The sequence below is a fragment of the Streptomyces sp. NPDC001407 genome (assembly GCF_042895325.1).
Taxonomy (GTDB): Bacteria; Actinomycetota; Actinomycetes; order Streptomycetales; family Streptomycetaceae; genus Streptomyces.
In genome coordinates, this window is the sequence record NZ_JBIAWF010000002.1 from 56,033 (window position 1) to 71,207 (window position 15,175).

The following is a 15,175-nucleotide window of genomic DNA, read 5'->3' on the forward strand; positions in this document are numbered from 1 at the left end:
GCTCGGTCACTCGTGCCGACGCCCGGACAGGCTCTGGGGGACGCGCTTTCGGGAGCGGCACCGGTCGCCGCACCCCCTCGCGGTCGGCCGCACCCCGGCTGCGTCTCGTCAACGATTGTCCGTTTACGGGTTGTTGATGGTTTATACAGCGCCACCCATGATGGTCGAGACCAGTACGCAAAGGTCGCACCACCCCACCGGAAAGGTCTCGCAATGTCGCTGAGAACCCACCGCCCGATCGTGACCCGCACCGCCTCCGCCGTGGCCGCCGCCCTCCTCGCCGCCACCGGGCTCCTGGCCACCGGCGGCGCGGCCCACGCCGCCGTGCCCGCCGCCTCCGACACCCTCCCCAACGGCGGCACCTTGACCCCCGGTGCGAGCCTGATCTCCGGTGACACCCAGCTCGTCATGGAGCGCAACGGCGACCTCGCCCTCTACACCACCGGCCCCGGCACCACTGAGGCTCCGCGGCTGCGCTGGCACTCGGCGACCGCCGGCGAGGGCAACAAGGCCGAACTCCGCGCCGACGGCGACCTCGTCGTCACCGCTCCGGACGGGGGCGCGCTCTGGCAGAGCCGGACCGGCAGCGGCGACTGTCAGCACATGCCGTGGACCAAACTCACCGTCCGCTCCGGCGGCGACATGTCGATCCTGGCGACGACCAACAGCGAGGCCCCCTACTTCGTCCAACTCTGGTCGGCCTCCTACGGACTCCAGTTCCCCTGCGGTTCCTCCGCCCGGTGAACACCCCGGCCGCGGGACTGGGCTTCGCCCTGCTCGGCCCGGTGCGGGCCTGGTGCGACGGGCTGCCGGTCGACCTCGGGCAGCCCCGTTCGCACGAGGTGTTGGCGGTCCTGCTGGCCGCCGGCGGCCGGACGGTGTCGCTGCCGCTGCTCGTGGACGCCGTGTGGGACGAGGGCGACCGGCCGTCCCGTCCGGAGCACGCGGTCCGTACCCATGTGTGGCGGCTGCGCCGGGCGTTGGCCCTGCACGCCGCCGAGCCGTTGCTCGTGACCGTCGGCGACGGCGGGAGCGGGGGGTACGCGCTGCGCGTCCCCGCCCACGCCGTGGACACCTGGGCCTTCGAGCGCGCCGCGGCCCGGGCCGCGGAGATCCGGGCCTCCGGCGGCAGCGCCGAGCACGCCCGCGAGGTCCTCACCGGCGCGCTGGAGCTGTGGACGGGCGAGCCACTGGCCGGGCTCCACGGACCGCACGCCCGGACCCTGCGCGCCCGCCTCCAGCAGGCGCGGCAGTCACTGCTGGAGGCCCGGCTCGGTCTCGACGCCGAGCTCGGCGACCGGCCCCGCCTGGCCGCCGAAGCGGGGGCCCTGGTCATGGAGTTCCCGGACAGCGAACGGTTGCGGGCGGTGCAGATGCTGGCGCTGTACCGCGCGGGCCGCCAGGCCGAGGCGCTGGGCGTCCACGAGGACACCCGGCGCCACCTCGGCACCGCGCCCGGTGCCGAACTGGCCACGCTGCACCAGCGGATCCTGCGCTCCGACCCCACCCTGCGGCTGCCCGAGGACAGCGGACGGCGGCCCCGCACACCCGGGTCCGGCGGCGCCTTCCCCTCCCCCGTCCCCGGCTTCACCGGGCGAGACGAGCAACTCCGCGATCTGACCGGGATGCTGACCAGGACGGACGCCTCAGCCGTCATCGTCTCGGCGGTCAACGGCATGGCAGGCGTCGGCAAGACCACGCTCGCCGTGCACACCGCGCACGGGCTCGGCGACGACGCGTTTCCGGACGGGCGCCTCTACGCCGACCTGCGCGGCGCCGACGCCGAACCCCTGCACCCGCACCACGTACTGGAGAGATTCCTGCGGGGGCTGGGCGTCGCCGACGAGGACATCCCCGACGACGCCGACGAACGCGTCGCGCTCTACCGCACCCTGCTGGCCGACCGCCGGATGCTCCTGCTGCTGGACAACGCGGCCTCCTGCGAACAGCTCAGACCGCTGATCCCCGGCGCCGCCGACTGTGCCGTCCTGGTGACCAGCCGCGCCTGGCTCACCGGACTGGCCGGGGCGCGCCATCTGCGGCTGGACGTCATGCCGCCCGAGGACGCCCTCCGCCTGCTGCGGCGCACCATCGGCGACCGCGCCGTGGACGCGGAACCGGAGGCCGCCCCCGCGCTCGTGGCCGCTTGCGGGCACCTGCCGCTCGCCCTGCGGATCGTCGCCTCCCGCCTGGCGGCCGAACCCGGCCGGCCACTCGCGGACATGTGCCGGCGGCTGGCGGACGAACGCCGGTGCCTGGACGAACTGCGCACCGGCGACGCCGCCGTGGACGCCGCCTTCGAGCTCTCCTACTCCACCATCAGCAACGAACAGGCCCGCGCCTTCCGCCTGTTGGCCGTGCCGGACGTGCCCGACCTCGCGCTGTCGAGCGCGGCCGCCCTGCTGGGGCTGGGCGCCGACGAGGCGGAGGAGCTCCTCGAATCCCTCGTCGAACTCAGCCTGCTGGAGTCGCACCGCCTGGACCGCTACCGGTTCCACGACCTCGTCCGCGCCTTCGCCCGGGCCCGGGGTGCCCGCGAGGACTCCCCCGGCACGGCGACCCGCGCCCTCGCCGGGCTGCTGGACTTCTGCCTGGCCACGGCCCGTAACGCCGACACGGTGGCGCACTCCGCCGAGCCGGACGAACGCACGCTCATCGACGTCGTACCGGCCTCCCCCGGGATCACCTTCGCCACCGCCCGGGAGGCCACCGACTGGATGCGTGAGGAGACCGTCCTGCAACGGGCGCTCATCGCCCGCGCCTGCGCCGACGACGGCCTGCCGCTGTCCCAGGCCGCCGATCTCCTCGACCGGCTCAACACCGTGCTCTCCGGCATCACCCACCTCACGGCGGTGTCGGAACAGGCCCGGCAGGTCGCCGAGGTCGCCGCACGGCGCGGCGACCGGCCGTCGGAGGCTCTCGCCCGTTACGTGCGCGGGAACGCCCTGTGGCACGCCAACGCCTTCCCCGAGGCCGAGAGGGAACTCCACCGCAGCCTGGAGCTCTGCGACCACGACGCCGACCTGCGGCTGTGTGCCTCGGCCCATCTCACGCTGTGCGCCCATGCCCGGGTCCGCGGCCGTTTCGACGACGCGGTCACGCACGGGGAGGCGTCGGTGCGCTTCTTCCGGACGCTGGGCGCGGCGACCGCCGAGGGCACCGCGCTGGGCGAGCTGGCCTTCAACTACGCCCGCCAGGGCCGCTTTTCCGAGGCGCGGGCGGCGGCCGGACGCGGCGCGGAGCTGCTCGGCGGGCGCGAGTCGGTGTCCAAGGCCATCGGCCTGTACTACCTGGCCCGGGTGCTCCGCCTGTGCGGGGACCGGGACGAGGCACTGCGCCGCGCCGAAGCCGCCCTGCCGCTCTTCCGCACCCTGAACGTATCCTCCTTCGAGGCCGCGTCGGGCAACCTGATCGCCGAACTCCACGCCGAGGAGGAGCGGTTCGCGCTCGCGGCGCAGACCGCCGAGACGTTCCTGCCACTCGCCCGCAAGGTCAGCGCGATGCTGGAGGCCGGTCTGCTCCGGACGCTCGGCCGCAGCCTCATCCCCTTGGGGCAGCACGCCCGGGCCGGTGCCTGTCTGCGGGCCGCACTGGAACTCTTCGAGGGGCTGCGCGCCGAACAGGACGTCGCACACCTCCGCCGACTGCTGGACGAGCACGCGACAGCACCGTTTATCGAGCGGTGAACGCGGGGCGGCAGTCTCTGCGGCACGGCAAGAGCCGCCACTCCCACTGTCCAGGAGGAACCTCATGAAGCCCACTCGCACCCTTGTCGCCATCGGTCTGGGCACCCTGGCCACCCTGGCCGCCGTCGCCTCTCCCGCCGTCGCCCAGGGAGCCGGGGCCGGCCAGGCCAAGGCCGTCCAGCACTGCGTCGTCGACACCGGGAACGGCGGCAAGTCCTGCTTCTCCACCTACAGAGAGGCCATCTCCTTCGCGACCAAGGGCCGGGTCACCGACGCTCCCGACGACACCCGGGCCGCTGTGCACGACAAGAAGCTCCAGGAACGCCTCAGTGGTCCGCGCAGCGAACACGGTGCCAAGCTCTCCAAGAACGTCACGAACGCCCGATCCGCCGCGGCCGCCGAGTACCGGGTCCTCGGCACGGTCTACAGCGACAAGGACTTCGGCGGCAGCTCCTTGACCTACCGCGGCAGTGTCGGCTGCGGCTGGCGCTACCCCGAGTTCGCCACCATGGCCGATGGCTGGAACGACCAGGTCAGCTCCACCTCCTCCGGCCAGTGCGACGTCACCCTCTACCAGCACGCCAACTTCCTCGGCTTCAGCCAGACCTACCGCGGCAACGTCCCCTACGTCGGTGACGCCATGAACGACCAGGCCAGCTCGGTCAGCTTCGACCGCTGACCCGCCCCCCACAGGTTGACGAACCCCCCACGGGCACCCCCCGCCGGAACCTTCCGGCGGGGGGTGTGTGGCGTGCCCGCGGTTGTGGCTGGTGATCAGGGCGTCACGGCTGCTGGGGCCGCCGCAGGAGAAGTCCGGCAGGCGTCGCAGGCTTTCGGTGATGGCGGCGAAGCCGTACCGGATCACGCGCAGCTCGTACTGCCCGACGGCGGCCGGGAGTTCGCGCGGCTCACCGCCTTCCAACGCGGCGCCAGGGCCAGGCACCGCGCTCAGGCACCCCCGCAACTGCTCCCGCCACAGCTGCTGCCGCAACTACTTCCGCAACTGCTCCCGCAGCCGCTCCCACTCGAACAGCCGCCGCTGTCACTGGAGCTGCTGTCACCGGAGCTCCCGCAGCTCCAGCTGGTGCCGCTGGTGCCACTGCTTCCGCCGCCGCCCCAGCCGCCGGTGAAGAAGTCGGCGAGGGCCGAGCCGGTGTCGCCGCCCCCGGCCGCCGTGGCGAGCTGCTCCCGTAGTTCTTCGTCCGCCACGGTGGCCGCGCCGTCCAGGGCCAGGGCGACCAGTGCCGACAGTCCGAGGCCGACGGCCACGCCCGTAGCGGCAGGGGTCGCGGTGGGCGTGGTGGATGCGGCCCCCTGACGTGTCCGCCGCTCGAGCTCCCGCGCGCCGGGGGTGAGGGCGCCGGGTGTGGGCAGGACGCGTGTGCGCACGTGGTGGGCGGCGTAGGCGGACAGGGCCAGCAGCACGGCGAAGAGCAGGTTGCCGGGCTTGAGCAGGGAGTGGTCGACGGCGAACAGGACGAGCCAGGGCAGCGGCAGCCACCGCAGCAGCCAGAGCACACGTTGGCCGAAGCGGAAGCGCTCGCGCTGCCCGCGGGTGTAGGACAGGCCGCGCCCGGCCAGGTTGTCCCCGATGGCGCACACCTCCCGCCGGACCATGGCCCGCGCCCGCAGTGCGGCCAGTGAGGGCGAGGCGCCGCGCCCCGCTTCGGCGTGTGCGCGCCGGACCGCGTTCTCCACCTCGGTACGCCCCCGGCTGCCGCGCGGCAGGTGGACCTTGCCCTCACGGGTGATCCGCAGTGTCCCGTCCCGGTGCATGGCGGCCACTGCGGTGTCGACGACCCGGCCGGGGCCACCGTGCATCCAGGCCAGTTCCAGCACGTGCCGCGGGGCCGGGCCGGTCGCTTTCTCCAGCGGGACCGGCCCTGTCTTGTCGGCCTGGGCGCGTACGGCCTTGACGCGGGCCACGGTGCCGTAGGCCGCCCAGGCGGCCGTCACCAGCCAGAAGGCCGCCATCCACAGGTATGCGTTGCTCATGAAGTGACCTTCCGTCCACGGATGCCGGGGATACGGGCTGTGCCGGGCGACGGGCGCCTGGGAGCGAGCTCCCGGAGCCGGCGCCGCAGCGCGCGGCGCCGGGCCGCCGGGAGTCCGCCGCGCGCCAGGAGGTGCCGGGCGAAGCCGGCGACGTCCGAACGGGCCCCGCCCCGCAGCGGGTTGGTCCTGGCCCAGTCGATGAAGTCCTGTCGCGCGCCCTCGGTCACCTCGGGGGCGATCCGGGAGGCCACCTCGTGGCGCTTGGCGGCGAGGGCGCGGGACGCGGTGGCCAGGTGCTCCGGGTCGAAACGCCCCGGCACGGGCGCCCCGGCGGTGAGCGCCGCGAGCACCTCACCCTGAGCCCGGTCCAGCCGGGCGCGGTGGGCCTGCGCGGGAACGCCGTCATCCGCCTCGGATGCCGCCCGGCCACAGCCCGTCGGCCCCGCTCCCGGATCCGGCGGCCCGGCCGCGAGAACCGCGCGTATGGCGTCGAGTTCGCGCGAGAGCTCCTGGGCCATCGGGTAGTCGCCGTCGCGTTCCAGGAGGACGCCGGGCGGGTCGGTGCGGGTGCGGAGAGCGGCGAGTACGTCCAGGACCGGCTCGGTGAGCGGGTGGGCGTGGGTGTCGTGCCAGAAGCCGTCGCGCTCGACGCCGCCCGCGACGTGCGCGTACGCGACGGCGTGCAGCGGCAGGTCGTCGAGGGCGCGGACGGGGTCGGCGCAGAAGTTGACGTGGTTCGCGTGGAGGTTGGCGACGTCCACCAGCAGCCGCACCCCGGTCCGTTCGACCAGCTCGGCGAGGAACTGGGCCTCGGTCAGCTCGTCCTCCGGCCAGGCGAAGAGAGCGGAGGTGTTCTCCAGAGCCAGCGGCACGGGCAGGGCGTCCTGCGCGATCCGGACGTTCTCGGCGACGACGGCCAGCGCCTCGCGGGTCCGGGGCACCGGCAGCAGATGCCCGGCCTCCAGGGCGGGCGATCCGGCGCGTACGAACGCGACGTGCTCGGAGACCAGCGGGGAACCCAGCGCCACGGCGCGGTCGGCGAGGGCGGCCAGCCGCTCCGGGTCGGGGCGCCCGCCCCCGCCCAGGCCCAGACCGACGCCATGCGGCACCACGGTCAGACCGCGCTCGCGGAGCAGTTGGAGCGACTTCGGCAGGTGGGCGGGGCAGATGGACTCGGCGACCACCTCGACCCAGTCGAGCCCGGGCATGCGCTCGACCAGCAGGTCGATGTCCGGGCGCCAGCCCATGCCGATACCGAGCCGTTCCACCGGCGCGCCTCCCCCACAGCAAGATCGCTTCTGGGGGACACGCTATCCCGTATGGTCAGGTTTTCGTAAAGAGGGGCAAAAGAGAGCGTCCCAGTACGTGGTGGTCCGCCTCACCGCGGTGCTGCCGAGGGAACGTCAGCGTAGGCCGTGTCGGCGAGGAGGGGAACGAGCAGGACTGGCTGAGGATCATCGCGGGACACCGGGCGTGCTGTTACGCAGTGCGGTCCGCGCGTTCGTAAACGCTGATGTGACGCCAACTCGCCGCGGTGTACGGCTCGCTGCTCCAACCACCCCACCGTTCACGCAGCCGGAGTCCGGCGATGCGAGCCATGAGGTCGAACTCGGGCGGGTGGGCCAGGCGCAGTCTGATGGGTGAGAACCTGATACCGGCGGTGCTGATGCGGATGTGGTTCAGGTCGAGGATCTGCGTCAGTGGGTCGTACCGACCGGCATCGAGGTCGACGTGCTCCAGGCCGACCTGCTCGGTGTCGAGGTACTGATGGCCGGCGCGTGAGGGCGCGGTGGGAATGCGGCATTCGACGACGAACACGCCGTCGTCGGTGAGATGACCGGCGGCGTTCTGGAAGCACCGGACCTGGTCCTCTTGGGTGAGCAGGTTGCCGATCGTGTTGAAGACCAGGTAGACCAGCCCGTAGGTGCGGCCGGTAGTGGCGCGGGACATGTCGCCCATGATCACGTCGACTTGGTCGCCGCCTGGTTTCTCACGCATCCGATCGACCATGTCTTGCGACAGCTCGATGCCGTCCACCCGCACCCCTGCCCGCATGAGGGGCAGCGCGATCCGGCCGGTGCCCACCGCGAGTTCCAGGGCGTTCCGCTGCCCTGCCAGCCCGGCCAGGAATGCGACGGTCTCGGCCTCATCACCGCGTGGATCGTCGTCGTACCGCTGGGACACCTCATATCCGAAGCTCGTCCTGGGATCGAATCCCTCCACGGAACGCTCCTCTCATGAACAGCTGGTCCGTTGGCCAAGCCTGACGAAAGCTCGCGTGGCCGGGCCGGACCCTACCGCCGACGTTCCGTGCGTCGCCACGCATTTACCGATGTGCGGGAATGCGGCTGTGAGTCAGGGACAGCTGGGTCCGCGGTAGGGCGGCGTTCGGCTGCAGCCGTTCTACGAGCCGTTCACCACGCTGTCCTGGCTGGCCGGCATCACCAGCGAAGTGCGGCTGGGCACCACCGTGCTGGTCCTCCCCTGCCGGCATCCGTTGTCGGTGGCGCGGATGGCCACCAACCTCAGCCGGCTCAGGGGTGCACCAGTTGCCAGCCGCGCGGCATGTGCGCCGACGGCATCACCCGCTCCGGCATCGGCCGGGTCGTCCACGCGCTCTCCACCGAGCAACTCGTTGGACTCAACCCGCAGTCGGGCGACTGGCCGAAGGTGGCGCAGGAGAGCCCGGCCCGTTTCGACGAGGCACGCGCCCCCATCGACGCCTACCGGCCCAGCTGATGACATCGGCTCGTCGAGTTGGCCTTGGTGCCGAGGTGGTGGCCCGGCTCGCCGCCGATCAGGCTTGCACGGTAGGGCGGACGACGATCTCACTGACGTCGATACCGTCGGGCTGTTCGATGGCGTAGCCGATGGCGGAGGCGATCGCGGAAGGCGGCATGGCGATCTCGTCGCGCTGCCGGGTCATCGCGGCCGCGGCCTCCGGGCCGGCCCCCTTGCCGACGCCTTCGGTATGGGTGAAGCCGGGCGAGACGAGGGTGACGCGCAGATCCGGTCCCGATTCCTGACGCAGGCCCTCGGTAAGCACCTTCACCGCCGTCTTGGTGGCCGCGTAGACCGCCTGGGGGGTCTTGACGACGTAGGCCGCAGTGGAGCCGACGTTGACGAACTGGCCGGAGCGTTGTCGACGGAACACGGGCAGGACCGCCCCGATGCCGTTGAGCAGGCCGGTGATGTGGGTGGAGACCATGCTGTCCCAGTCGTCCTGGCGCAGGTCGTCGAACGGCGAGACGGCCATCGTGCCCGCATTGGAGACAAGCACGTCGAGCCGGCCGTACTGGTCGAGGGCCGCGTCCGTCAGGCGCTGGAGGTCTTCGCGGCGCGTGACGTCGACGATGACGCCGGTGGCAGTGCCACCCTTCGCCCTGATGCCGCCCACGACAGCGTTCAGTCGGTCCTCACGCCGGGCTCCGAGCACGAGCCGGGCGCCCTTCTCTGCAAGGTAGGTGGCAGTCGCCTCACCGATGCCGCTGCTGGCACCTGTGATCGCGATGACTTTGCCCTGGATGCCCGACATGATCGGCTCCCCTTCCCGGGGTACGCGCAGGTCAACACGGTGACCTATAGTGAAAACGGAGGTGCCCCCGCTTGGTCGACATTAAGTGGGGGTGCCTCCACTTAGCAAGCCGAGAGGGCTCCCGAGAAGAAAAGGTGAGCACTGATGACCGACGGAACTCCTCGGCCGTTGCGGGCTGACGCACGGCGAAACAGGGAGAAGATCCTCACTGCCGCTGTACGCGTGTTCACGACGGAGGGGCTGGACGCGCACCTGGAACGCATCGCCAAAGAGGCAGGCGTGGGCAGTGCGACGCTGTACCGCAACTTCCCCACCCGGGAGGCCCTGATCGAGGCGGTCTATCGCAATGAGGTGGCCCACCTGTGCGACGCCGCCCCCGCTCTGCTCGCCCAGAAGCCGCCGACAGAGGCCCTGCGCGCGTGGACACGCCTCTTCCTGGACTACGTCACCGCCAAGTACGGCATGATCGACGCCCTGCGCGCCATCGCCGCGACGGGAAGCAGTCCTTATGGTCACAGCCGGGAAATGATCCAGGCCGCCATCACCTCACTCATGGACGCTTGCGCGGCCGCCGGGGCGATCCGTACCGATATCCAGCCCACCGACATCGGCGCCGCCCTGGAAGGCATCGGCCTCACCTCGGCGGGTGCTGAACACCGACAGCAAGCAGAGCGCCTGCTCGACCTCACCCTGGACGGCCTCATGGTCCGCCCATGAGGACTCGCGCACGGGTCCGCTCCGCCACCGCAGGGTCTCGCGCGGCCATTCGCGGCCGTCGCCATCCTCGTCGAGATCGCCGCCCCAGCGCGGGGAGGGACGACGCGAGAGGGCCGCGGCTCGCCCGTATTTCCGGACGATCCTGACGGTCAAGCGCCCTTGGCATGCGCGGACTTGGCATGAATCACCTGTTTGACCGGTGACGTGCGCTGTGCCACAGTCGTCTGGCGCGCCCATGAAAGGCATCAGGACCGGTGTGCGCGTGGGATCTCCTGCGAGTCGCGGAGCGGTCGCAGGCCGGCACTTCGAGACGCGCGGAGGGCATCAATGATCAACAGGCGTAGGTTCGGCACGGCTGTCGGCCTGAGTGCCGGGGGCGCGGTCGCCGCGGCACTGGCGGGGCCGTCGGGACCGGCGCATGCCTCGGCCGCGACAGGGACAGGAGCCACCGCGCCCGCCGCCGGTCCCCGCGGACGTGCCACGTTCTCCGCGCTCAAGAAGGTCAAGGCCGGTCTGCTGGAGATCGGTTACGCCGAGATGGGACCGGCTCATGGGACGCCGGTCCTCTGCCTGCACGGCTGGCCGTACGACATCCACAGCTTCGTCGAGGTCGCGCCCCTGCTGGCGGCGGAGGGCCACAGAGTGATCGTTCCGTATCTGCGCGGCCACGGCACGACGCGCTTCGTCTCGCCACGGACCTTCAGAAACGGACAGCAGTCGGCCCTCGCCCTCGACATCATCGCCCTGATGGACGCGCTGGGGCTGGAGAACGCGGTGCTCGCCGGATTCGACTGGGGAGCGCGGACCGCCGACGTCATCGCGGCGCTGTGGCCCGAGCGCTGCAAGGCCCTGGTGTCAGTGGGCGGTTACCTCGTCATCAATCTCGAGGCGAACCTCCAGCCGCTGCCGCCGGCGACCGAGCACGCCTGGTGGTACCAGTTCTACTTCGCCACGGATCGGGGCCGGATCGCCATGGAGGACCGGGCCAAGCGGCACGACCTGACCCGGCTGGTCTGGGACACCGTGTCCCCGACGTGGGACTTCGACGACGCCACCTTCGAGCGCACGGCCGCCGCCTTCGAGAACCCGGACTACGCCGCCGTTGTCATCCACAACTACCGCTGGCGGCTGAGCCTCGCCGAAGGCGAACAGCGCTATGAGACGTACGAGAAGCGGCTCGCCACCCGGCCGGTCATCACCGCGCCGACGGTGACGCTCGACGCCGAGCTCGACCCGTTCACGGTGCCGGGCAACGGTTCGGCGTACCGGGACCGGTTCTCGGGCCCCTACGACCACCGGGTCCTGAAGGGCATCGGCCACAACCTGCCGCAGGAGGCACCCGAGGCGTTCGCTCAGGCCGTCATCGACGCCGCCCGACTCTGATGGGCCGTCAACTGCGTTGCGGGCACGTATCCATACTGATGGCGAGTCGGACCGAGCGCCGGGGGAACTGAGGGAACGGGAGGCTGACGATGCGGGACCACCGTATACAGGACAGCGACTCGGCGGTGCGCCACGCGCGATTCGGCGCACTGCCCGAGCGGATCGCCTACGAGGACATGGTCGAGGAGAAGGCAGCCACCCAGAGGGACCCGGAGCGGGACGGCGGCGACCCAGGCGTGCGGAGTCTCCTCACATGTGTGGCGTTGGATCTCGTGCTGTGATCTGCGCGGCCCTGGAGGACCGAGCGGACCCGTGGTGCCTGAGATGCTCAACCGGCCGGGCCGGTGCGTCCATCATGAAGCGCGGCGAGGTGGGGTGAGCGCCGCTGCTGTCCGGTGGAGGCGGGTCGGGTCGAGGGAGTAGAGGACGTAGTAGCCGTCGCGGTGCGTGGTGGTCAGTCCCGCGTGGGTCAGGTGAGAGCGGGCCCCGGCGATCGGTGGCGCACGCCGTCAACTCGCGGCCTGTTCCAGGGGGAAGTCGGCGCCGAGAGTGACCCCCTGCCAGCAGTCGAAGCCGACTTTGAGGGAGTCGAGCTTGGCGGTGGCGATGTCGTAGGCGGCCTTCCCCAGCAGCAGGCGCAACGGGGGTTCTTCGGCCGTGACGGCGGCGATGACGGCCTGGGCGGCGCGGGCCGGATCCCCGGGCTGGTGACCATAGGTGGCCAGGGTGCCGGCGCGCCGTGCGCCCGCGGTGGGGGCGTAGTCGTCGATGGTGGTGGCGGACTGGCGCATGGAAGGCCCGGACCAGTCGGTGCGGAACGCGGCGGGTTCGACGATGGTCACCTTGATGCCCAGCGGAGCGACCTCGGCGGCGAGTGACTCGGAAAGACCTTCCACGGCGAACTTGGTGGCGTGGTAGTAGCCGGTGGCCCCGAAGCCGACCAGGCCGCCGAGCGAGGAGATGTTCACGATGTGGCCGGCGCGACGGGCACGCATGCCCGGCAGGACGGCCCTGGTGGTGGCGGCCAGGCCGAAGACATTGGTGTCGAACAGGGCGCGGACCGCGTCGTCCTCGCCCTCCTCGACGGCGGCGAGGTAGCCGTAGCCGGCATTGTTGACCAGTACGTCGATCCGCCCGAAGGCGGCTCGCGCCTGGTCGACTGCCTTCGCGATCTGCTCGGGGTCGGTGACGTCCAGCGCCGGCGCGAGAGCGCGTTCCCCGTGCCCGGCGATCATGTCGGCGACCTTGCGGGGATCCCGGGCGGTGACCACCGCCCGCCAGCCACGCTCCAGTACGGCGTGGGCCAGGGCCCGGCCCAGCCCGGAGGAGCAGCCGGTGATGAACCAGACGGGCACGTCAGATTCAGATGAAGTCATGCGGTAGGTGTCCTTCGTCTTGAGTGTCTTGGGGGTCGGCTTGAGCGTCTTGGAGACCGGCGAGGGCAAGGCCGCCGAGCAGGGCCAGCGACCGTTCGGCGGCGCTGCCGGGTTCGGCTCGGTACACGACAAGGTGCTGGCCGGGGGCACTGTTGACGGAAAAGGTCTCGAAGCTCAGGGTGAGGTCGCCGACCAGCGGGTGGCGGAAGCGCTTGGCCGAGGCCGTCTTGGCCCGTACCTCGTGGCGCGCCCACATGCGTGCGAAGTCGGGGCTGCGCACCGACAGTTCGCCCACCAGCTCCCGCAGCCGCTGATCGTCCGGGTCGGGATTGGCGGCCCGCAGCGCGGCCACGCAGCCCTGCGCGACGGCGTCCCAGTCACGGTAGAAGTCCCGGGCGGCCGGGTTGACGAACATCGCCGTGATCAGACTGCTCTCGCCACCGAGCCAGGACAGCAGTGCCTCGCCCAGGGAGTTGACTGCCAACAGGTCGATGTACCGGCCGTAGACCAGCGCCGGTGTGTCCGCCCAGGCGTCCAGCAAGGACACCAGCTGCGGGCCGGCGTACTCCCGGGCGGGCCGGAGCTGCCCGGGCTGTGGCGGATCGACCAGCGCGCGCAGGTAGGCGGCCTCCTCGTCCTTCAGCAGCAGGGCGGCCGCCAGGGCGCGCAGGACCTGGGGCGAGGGATTGCGTTCGCGCCCCTGCTCCAGCCGCACGTAGTAGTCGGTGCTCACCCCGGCGAGGACCGCGACGTCCTCGCGTCGCAGGCCGGGAGTACGGCGGACCCCGGCGGGCATCCCGTGGTCCTCCGGGCGTACCAACGCGCGCCGGGCCCGTAGGAATTCACTCAGCCGTTTCGTGTGCATGCCGACCAACGTACGGCGGGGCACGGTGGAGAAGGTGGCCCTGTCACACCCACCCAAGCCGACGAGTCGGTCCGGACCCTGACTACCCTTCTGCTGTGACGCTCTATTTCGATCCCGTGCCCCTGCTCGACGATGCGCGCGAGCTCTTCCAGGGGCGGTGGGGCGAATGGAAATGGCTCAACGTACCCGGCCCGTTCTACGGGGCCGCGACGGACAATTGTGGTACCGGTCGGCTCCACGCGCCGGAGCTGGTGCTTTACGAGGCCGAGCATTTCACCGAGTACGTCTTTCGCCAGCCTCGGACGCGGGAAGAGCTCCAGCACCTGGTCGAAGCCGCCGAGGCGGATCCCTTTTCCGGCTACGGCTGTGACGGCGACGATCACTGGACGCCGACGGCCGTCCGGGAGTGGTGGCGCGACAGAGGCCGGGTCCGGGAATACCTGGCGAACTGGCGTGGCACATGGGAGGCCGATGACGAGAAGTCCGGGCAGGGCACGGCCGCCGCCGCGTGCGCGTACGCCGCGTATCTCGACGGCGAGCTGGCCGCACACCTGCGGACCTACCTCTTCTGGCTCGATGAGCGGCGCGCTCCGACAGAGACGGACCGACTCCCGCGGCTATAGCAATGCTGGGGCCCAATGGGCTCGACCTGCTCCGCACCGTCACGGCCCGGAGCCTGCCGACATCGGGGCGGCCGTTCGCAGGTCAGCGGGTGACGTCGAACGCGTCCCGGATTTCCTTGGGGACGCGACCGCGGTCGTTCACCTCATAGCCGTTCTCGCGGGCCCACGCACGAACCTCTTCCGCACTGGGGCCGTCGGCCGCGCTCTTGCGTGCCCGACCCGTCTCCTTCGTCCGGCCCAGCTTCCGGCCCTTCTCGATGAAAGGCCGGAGCGCCGCGTCCAGCTTGTCGTAGTTCTCCGGAGTCAGATCGATCTCGTAGTTGACACCGTTCAGGGAAAACCTGTGCGTGCTGACCTCGTCCGATTCCGCACCGGTGAGGTCGTCCAAGTAAAGGGTCACAATCTTCTGAGCCATGGCCAGATGCTACCCAGCCGCTCCGGGCCATGGGCAGAGATCGGTCTGATGGTCTCTGCCGGAAAGTCCGCCGGTGAGGCTCTGTCAGCACGGTGGGTGGCCGCCGCCAGCACTCGACTTCCGCTGCCGTGCCGTCGGGCAGTGCGTGTGCACCCGCGTCTGCCCGTCCGTACCCTTCCCGGATGCCCGCCGCTTCTGTAGAGAGGAGAGAAATGGGCGGTGCCAAGCTGGCGTGCGCGGCCTGCCAGTGGGCGTACGAGGCCACCAACCGGCACATCGCCGCCCAGTACGGGTACGAGGTCGTCGCCTCGGGATCGCACGGCCAGCTGTTCAACCGCTGGATCATGCCGGACTGGCTGGAAGAGAACGAAGCGGCCCGGGACGAGGTCTTCGCCCGGGCGCGGGAGGCGGGCGGCCGTTTCGAGCGCAACCGCCACGGTTACCTCGAACTGCGCCTCGATGAGCAGGGGGCCAACGCCGTTCACGGAATGCCGTACTCCGACTCCGAATGGGAAGAGGACTGACAGCGGGAAAAGAGCGGTCGAGGGCGCCATCTTGGCGGAGGGGGCCAAGCTGATCG

At 71.2% G+C, this 15,175-nt stretch carries 16 protein-coding genes and 1 pseudogene; 10 read left to right on the top strand and 7 right to left on the bottom strand.

The genetic code is table 11. From position 1 onward, the window contains the following. The first annotated feature begins 213 nt into the window (after positions 1-213). The 3 genes from ACFY1P_RS03775 (at position 214) to ACFY1P_RS03785 (ending at position 4,365) form a co-directional block, all read left to right on the top strand. On the top strand, positions 214-744 hold the full coding sequence (locus ACFY1P_RS03775; protein ID WP_361523863.1) for a hypothetical protein: 531 nt from the start codon (positions 214-216) through the stop codon (positions 742-744). Then, positions 741-3,686 carry a BTAD domain-containing putative transcriptional regulator gene (locus ACFY1P_RS03780; RefSeq protein WP_390749577.1) on the top strand — a complete coding sequence of 982 codons (2,946 nt, stop codon included), beginning with the start codon at positions 741-743 and terminating at the stop codon, positions 3,684-3,686. The genes ACFY1P_RS03775 and ACFY1P_RS03780 overlap by 4 nt, the downstream gene beginning before the upstream one ends. A 64-nt stretch (positions 3,687-3,750) precedes the next feature. Continuing rightward, positions 3,751-4,365, top strand: a complete 615-nt coding sequence (locus ACFY1P_RS03785; RefSeq protein WP_390749578.1) for a hypothetical protein — start codon at positions 3,751-3,753, stop codon at positions 4,363-4,365. 269 nt (positions 4,366-4,634) lie between these two features. On the opposite strand, the gene ACFY1P_RS03790 is transcribed toward ACFY1P_RS03785, so the two are convergent. The 3 genes from ACFY1P_RS03790 to ACFY1P_RS03800 all read right to left on the bottom strand — a co-directional run bounded on the left by ACFY1P_RS03790 (position 4,635) and on the right by ACFY1P_RS03800 (position 7,904). Next, complete coding sequence (locus ACFY1P_RS03790; RefSeq protein WP_390749579.1) at positions 4,635-5,681, bottom strand: TIGR04222 domain-containing membrane protein; 1,047 nt, start codon at positions 5,679-5,681, stop codon at positions 4,635-4,637. Then, complete coding sequence (locus ACFY1P_RS03795; protein WP_390749803.1) at positions 5,678-6,928, bottom strand: DUF692 domain-containing protein; 1,251 nt, start codon at positions 6,926-6,928, stop codon at positions 5,678-5,680. The genes ACFY1P_RS03790 and ACFY1P_RS03795 overlap by 4 nt, the downstream gene beginning before the upstream one ends. 232 nt (positions 6,929-7,160) lie before the next feature. Beyond that, a complete protein-coding gene (locus ACFY1P_RS03800) occupies positions 7,161-7,904 on the bottom strand; it encodes a class I SAM-dependent methyltransferase (RefSeq protein WP_361523853.1) in 744 nt (247 codons plus the stop codon). Positions 7,905-8,079: 175 nt separating this feature from the next. Between ACFY1P_RS03800 and ACFY1P_RS03805 the strand changes: the two are divergent. Beyond that, positions 8,080-8,223 (top strand): annotated as a pseudogene (locus ACFY1P_RS03805) (LLM class flavin-dependent oxidoreductase); the annotation flags it as partial. 23 nt (positions 8,224-8,246) lie between these two features. Beyond that, positions 8,247-8,420, top strand: coding sequence for a hypothetical protein (locus ACFY1P_RS03810; RefSeq protein WP_390749580.1), 174 nt, complete (start codon positions 8,247-8,249; stop codon positions 8,418-8,420). Positions 8,421-8,478: 58 nt separating this feature from the next. On the opposite strand, the gene ACFY1P_RS03815 is transcribed toward ACFY1P_RS03810, so the two are convergent. Continuing rightward, positions 8,479-9,216, bottom strand: coding sequence for an SDR family oxidoreductase (locus ACFY1P_RS03815; RefSeq protein WP_390749581.1), 738 nt, complete (start codon positions 9,214-9,216; stop codon positions 8,479-8,481). A gap of 144 nt (positions 9,217-9,360) precedes the next feature. Here ACFY1P_RS03815 and ACFY1P_RS03820 point away from each other — a divergent pair, with 144 nt between their 5' ends. The 3 genes from ACFY1P_RS03820 to ACFY1P_RS03830 all read left to right on the top strand — a co-directional run bounded on the left by ACFY1P_RS03820 (position 9,361) and on the right by ACFY1P_RS03830 (position 11,597). Beyond that, positions 9,361-9,933: a TetR/AcrR family transcriptional regulator gene (locus ACFY1P_RS03820; protein WP_361523848.1), complete on the top strand. Its 573-nt coding sequence runs from the start codon at positions 9,361-9,363 to the stop codon at positions 9,931-9,933. A gap of 327 nt (positions 9,934-10,260) precedes the next feature. Beyond that, positions 10,261-11,316 carry an alpha/beta fold hydrolase gene (locus tag ACFY1P_RS03825; RefSeq protein ID WP_390749582.1) on the top strand — a complete coding sequence of 352 codons (1,056 nt, stop codon included), beginning with the start codon at positions 10,261-10,263 and terminating at the stop codon, positions 11,314-11,316. An 89-nt stretch (positions 11,317-11,405) separates the two neighbouring features. Then, complete coding sequence (locus tag ACFY1P_RS03830; RefSeq protein ID WP_361523843.1) at positions 11,406-11,597, top strand: hypothetical protein; 192 nt, start codon at positions 11,406-11,408, stop codon at positions 11,595-11,597. 228 nt (positions 11,598-11,825) lie between these two features. On the opposite strand, the gene ACFY1P_RS03835 is transcribed toward ACFY1P_RS03830, so the two are convergent. Further along, complete coding sequence (locus ACFY1P_RS03835; RefSeq protein ID WP_361523840.1) at positions 11,826-12,692, bottom strand: oxidoreductase; 867 nt, start codon at positions 12,690-12,692, stop codon at positions 11,826-11,828. After that, positions 12,679-13,557 carry a helix-turn-helix transcriptional regulator gene (locus ACFY1P_RS03840; RefSeq protein ID WP_361523837.1) on the bottom strand — a complete coding sequence of 293 codons (879 nt, stop codon included), beginning with the start codon at positions 13,555-13,557 and terminating at the stop codon, positions 12,679-12,681. Before ACFY1P_RS03840 ends, ACFY1P_RS03835 begins: the two co-directional genes overlap by 14 nt. A 95-nt stretch (positions 13,558-13,652) precedes the next feature. On the opposite strand from ACFY1P_RS03840, the gene ACFY1P_RS03845 reads away from it, so the two are divergent. Further along, on the top strand, positions 13,653-14,180 hold the full coding sequence (locus ACFY1P_RS03845; RefSeq protein WP_361523834.1) for a ferredoxin: 528 nt from the start codon (positions 13,653-13,655) through the stop codon (positions 14,178-14,180). Positions 14,181-14,262: 82 nt separating this feature from the next. Here the strand turns inward: ACFY1P_RS03845 and ACFY1P_RS03850 are convergent, their stop codons facing one another. Further along, entirely contained in the window at positions 14,263-14,595 is a 333-nt protein-coding gene (locus ACFY1P_RS03850; RefSeq protein WP_361523831.1) for an Lsr2 family protein, read from the bottom strand. Between the two features lie 212 nt (positions 14,596-14,807). Between ACFY1P_RS03850 and ACFY1P_RS03855 the strand changes: the two genes are divergently transcribed. Next, the gene (locus ACFY1P_RS03855; RefSeq protein ID WP_390749583.1) at positions 14,808-15,119 is read left to right on the top strand and encodes a hypothetical protein; all 312 of its coding nucleotides are present in this window, start codon (positions 14,808-14,810) and stop codon (positions 15,117-15,119) included. The last annotated feature ends 56 nt before the right edge of the window (positions 15,120-15,175 follow it).

Excerpts from the sequence above, each read along its gene's own strand:
- ACFY1P_RS03820 (WP_361523848.1), top strand. The coding sequence starts at position 9,361 with ATGACCGACGGAACTCCTCGGCCGTTGCGGGCTGACGCACGGCGAAAC.
- ACFY1P_RS03815 (WP_390749581.1), bottom strand. The coding sequence starts at position 9,216 with ATGTCGGGCATCCAGGGCAAAGTCATCGCGATCACAGGTGCCAGCAGC.
- ACFY1P_RS03785 (WP_390749578.1), top strand. The coding sequence starts at position 3,751 with ATGAAGCCCACTCGCACCCTTGTCGCCATCGGTCTGGGCACCCTGGCC.
- ACFY1P_RS03790 (WP_390749579.1), bottom strand. The coding sequence starts at position 5,681 with ATGAGCAACGCATACCTGTGGATGGCGGCCTTCTGGCTGGTGACGGCC.
- ACFY1P_RS03825 (WP_390749582.1), top strand. The coding sequence starts at position 10,261 with ATGATCAACAGGCGTAGGTTCGGCACGGCTGTCGGCCTGAGTGCCGGG.
- ACFY1P_RS03835 (WP_361523840.1), bottom strand. The coding sequence starts at position 12,692 with ATGACTTCATCTGAATCTGACGTGCCCGTCTGGTTCATCACCGGCTGC.
- ACFY1P_RS03775 (WP_361523863.1), top strand. The coding sequence starts at position 214 with ATGTCGCTGAGAACCCACCGCCCGATCGTGACCCGCACCGCCTCCGCC.
- ACFY1P_RS03850 (WP_361523831.1), bottom strand. The coding sequence starts at position 14,595 with ATGGCTCAGAAGATTGTGACCCTTTACTTGGACGACCTCACCGGTGCG.
- ACFY1P_RS03795 (WP_390749803.1), bottom strand. The coding sequence starts at position 6,928 with ATGGGCTGGCGCCCGGACATCGACCTGCTGGTCGAGCGCATGCCCGGG.
- ACFY1P_RS03810 (WP_390749580.1), top strand. The coding sequence starts at position 8,247 with ATGTGCGCCGACGGCATCACCCGCTCCGGCATCGGCCGGGTCGTCCAC.
- ACFY1P_RS03840 (WP_361523837.1), bottom strand. The coding sequence starts at position 13,557 with ATGCACACGAAACGGCTGAGTGAATTCCTACGGGCCCGGCGCGCGTTG.
- ACFY1P_RS03830 (WP_361523843.1), top strand. The coding sequence starts at position 11,406 with ATGCGGGACCACCGTATACAGGACAGCGACTCGGCGGTGCGCCACGCG.
- ACFY1P_RS03855 (WP_390749583.1), top strand. The coding sequence starts at position 14,808 with ATGGGCGGTGCCAAGCTGGCGTGCGCGGCCTGCCAGTGGGCGTACGAG.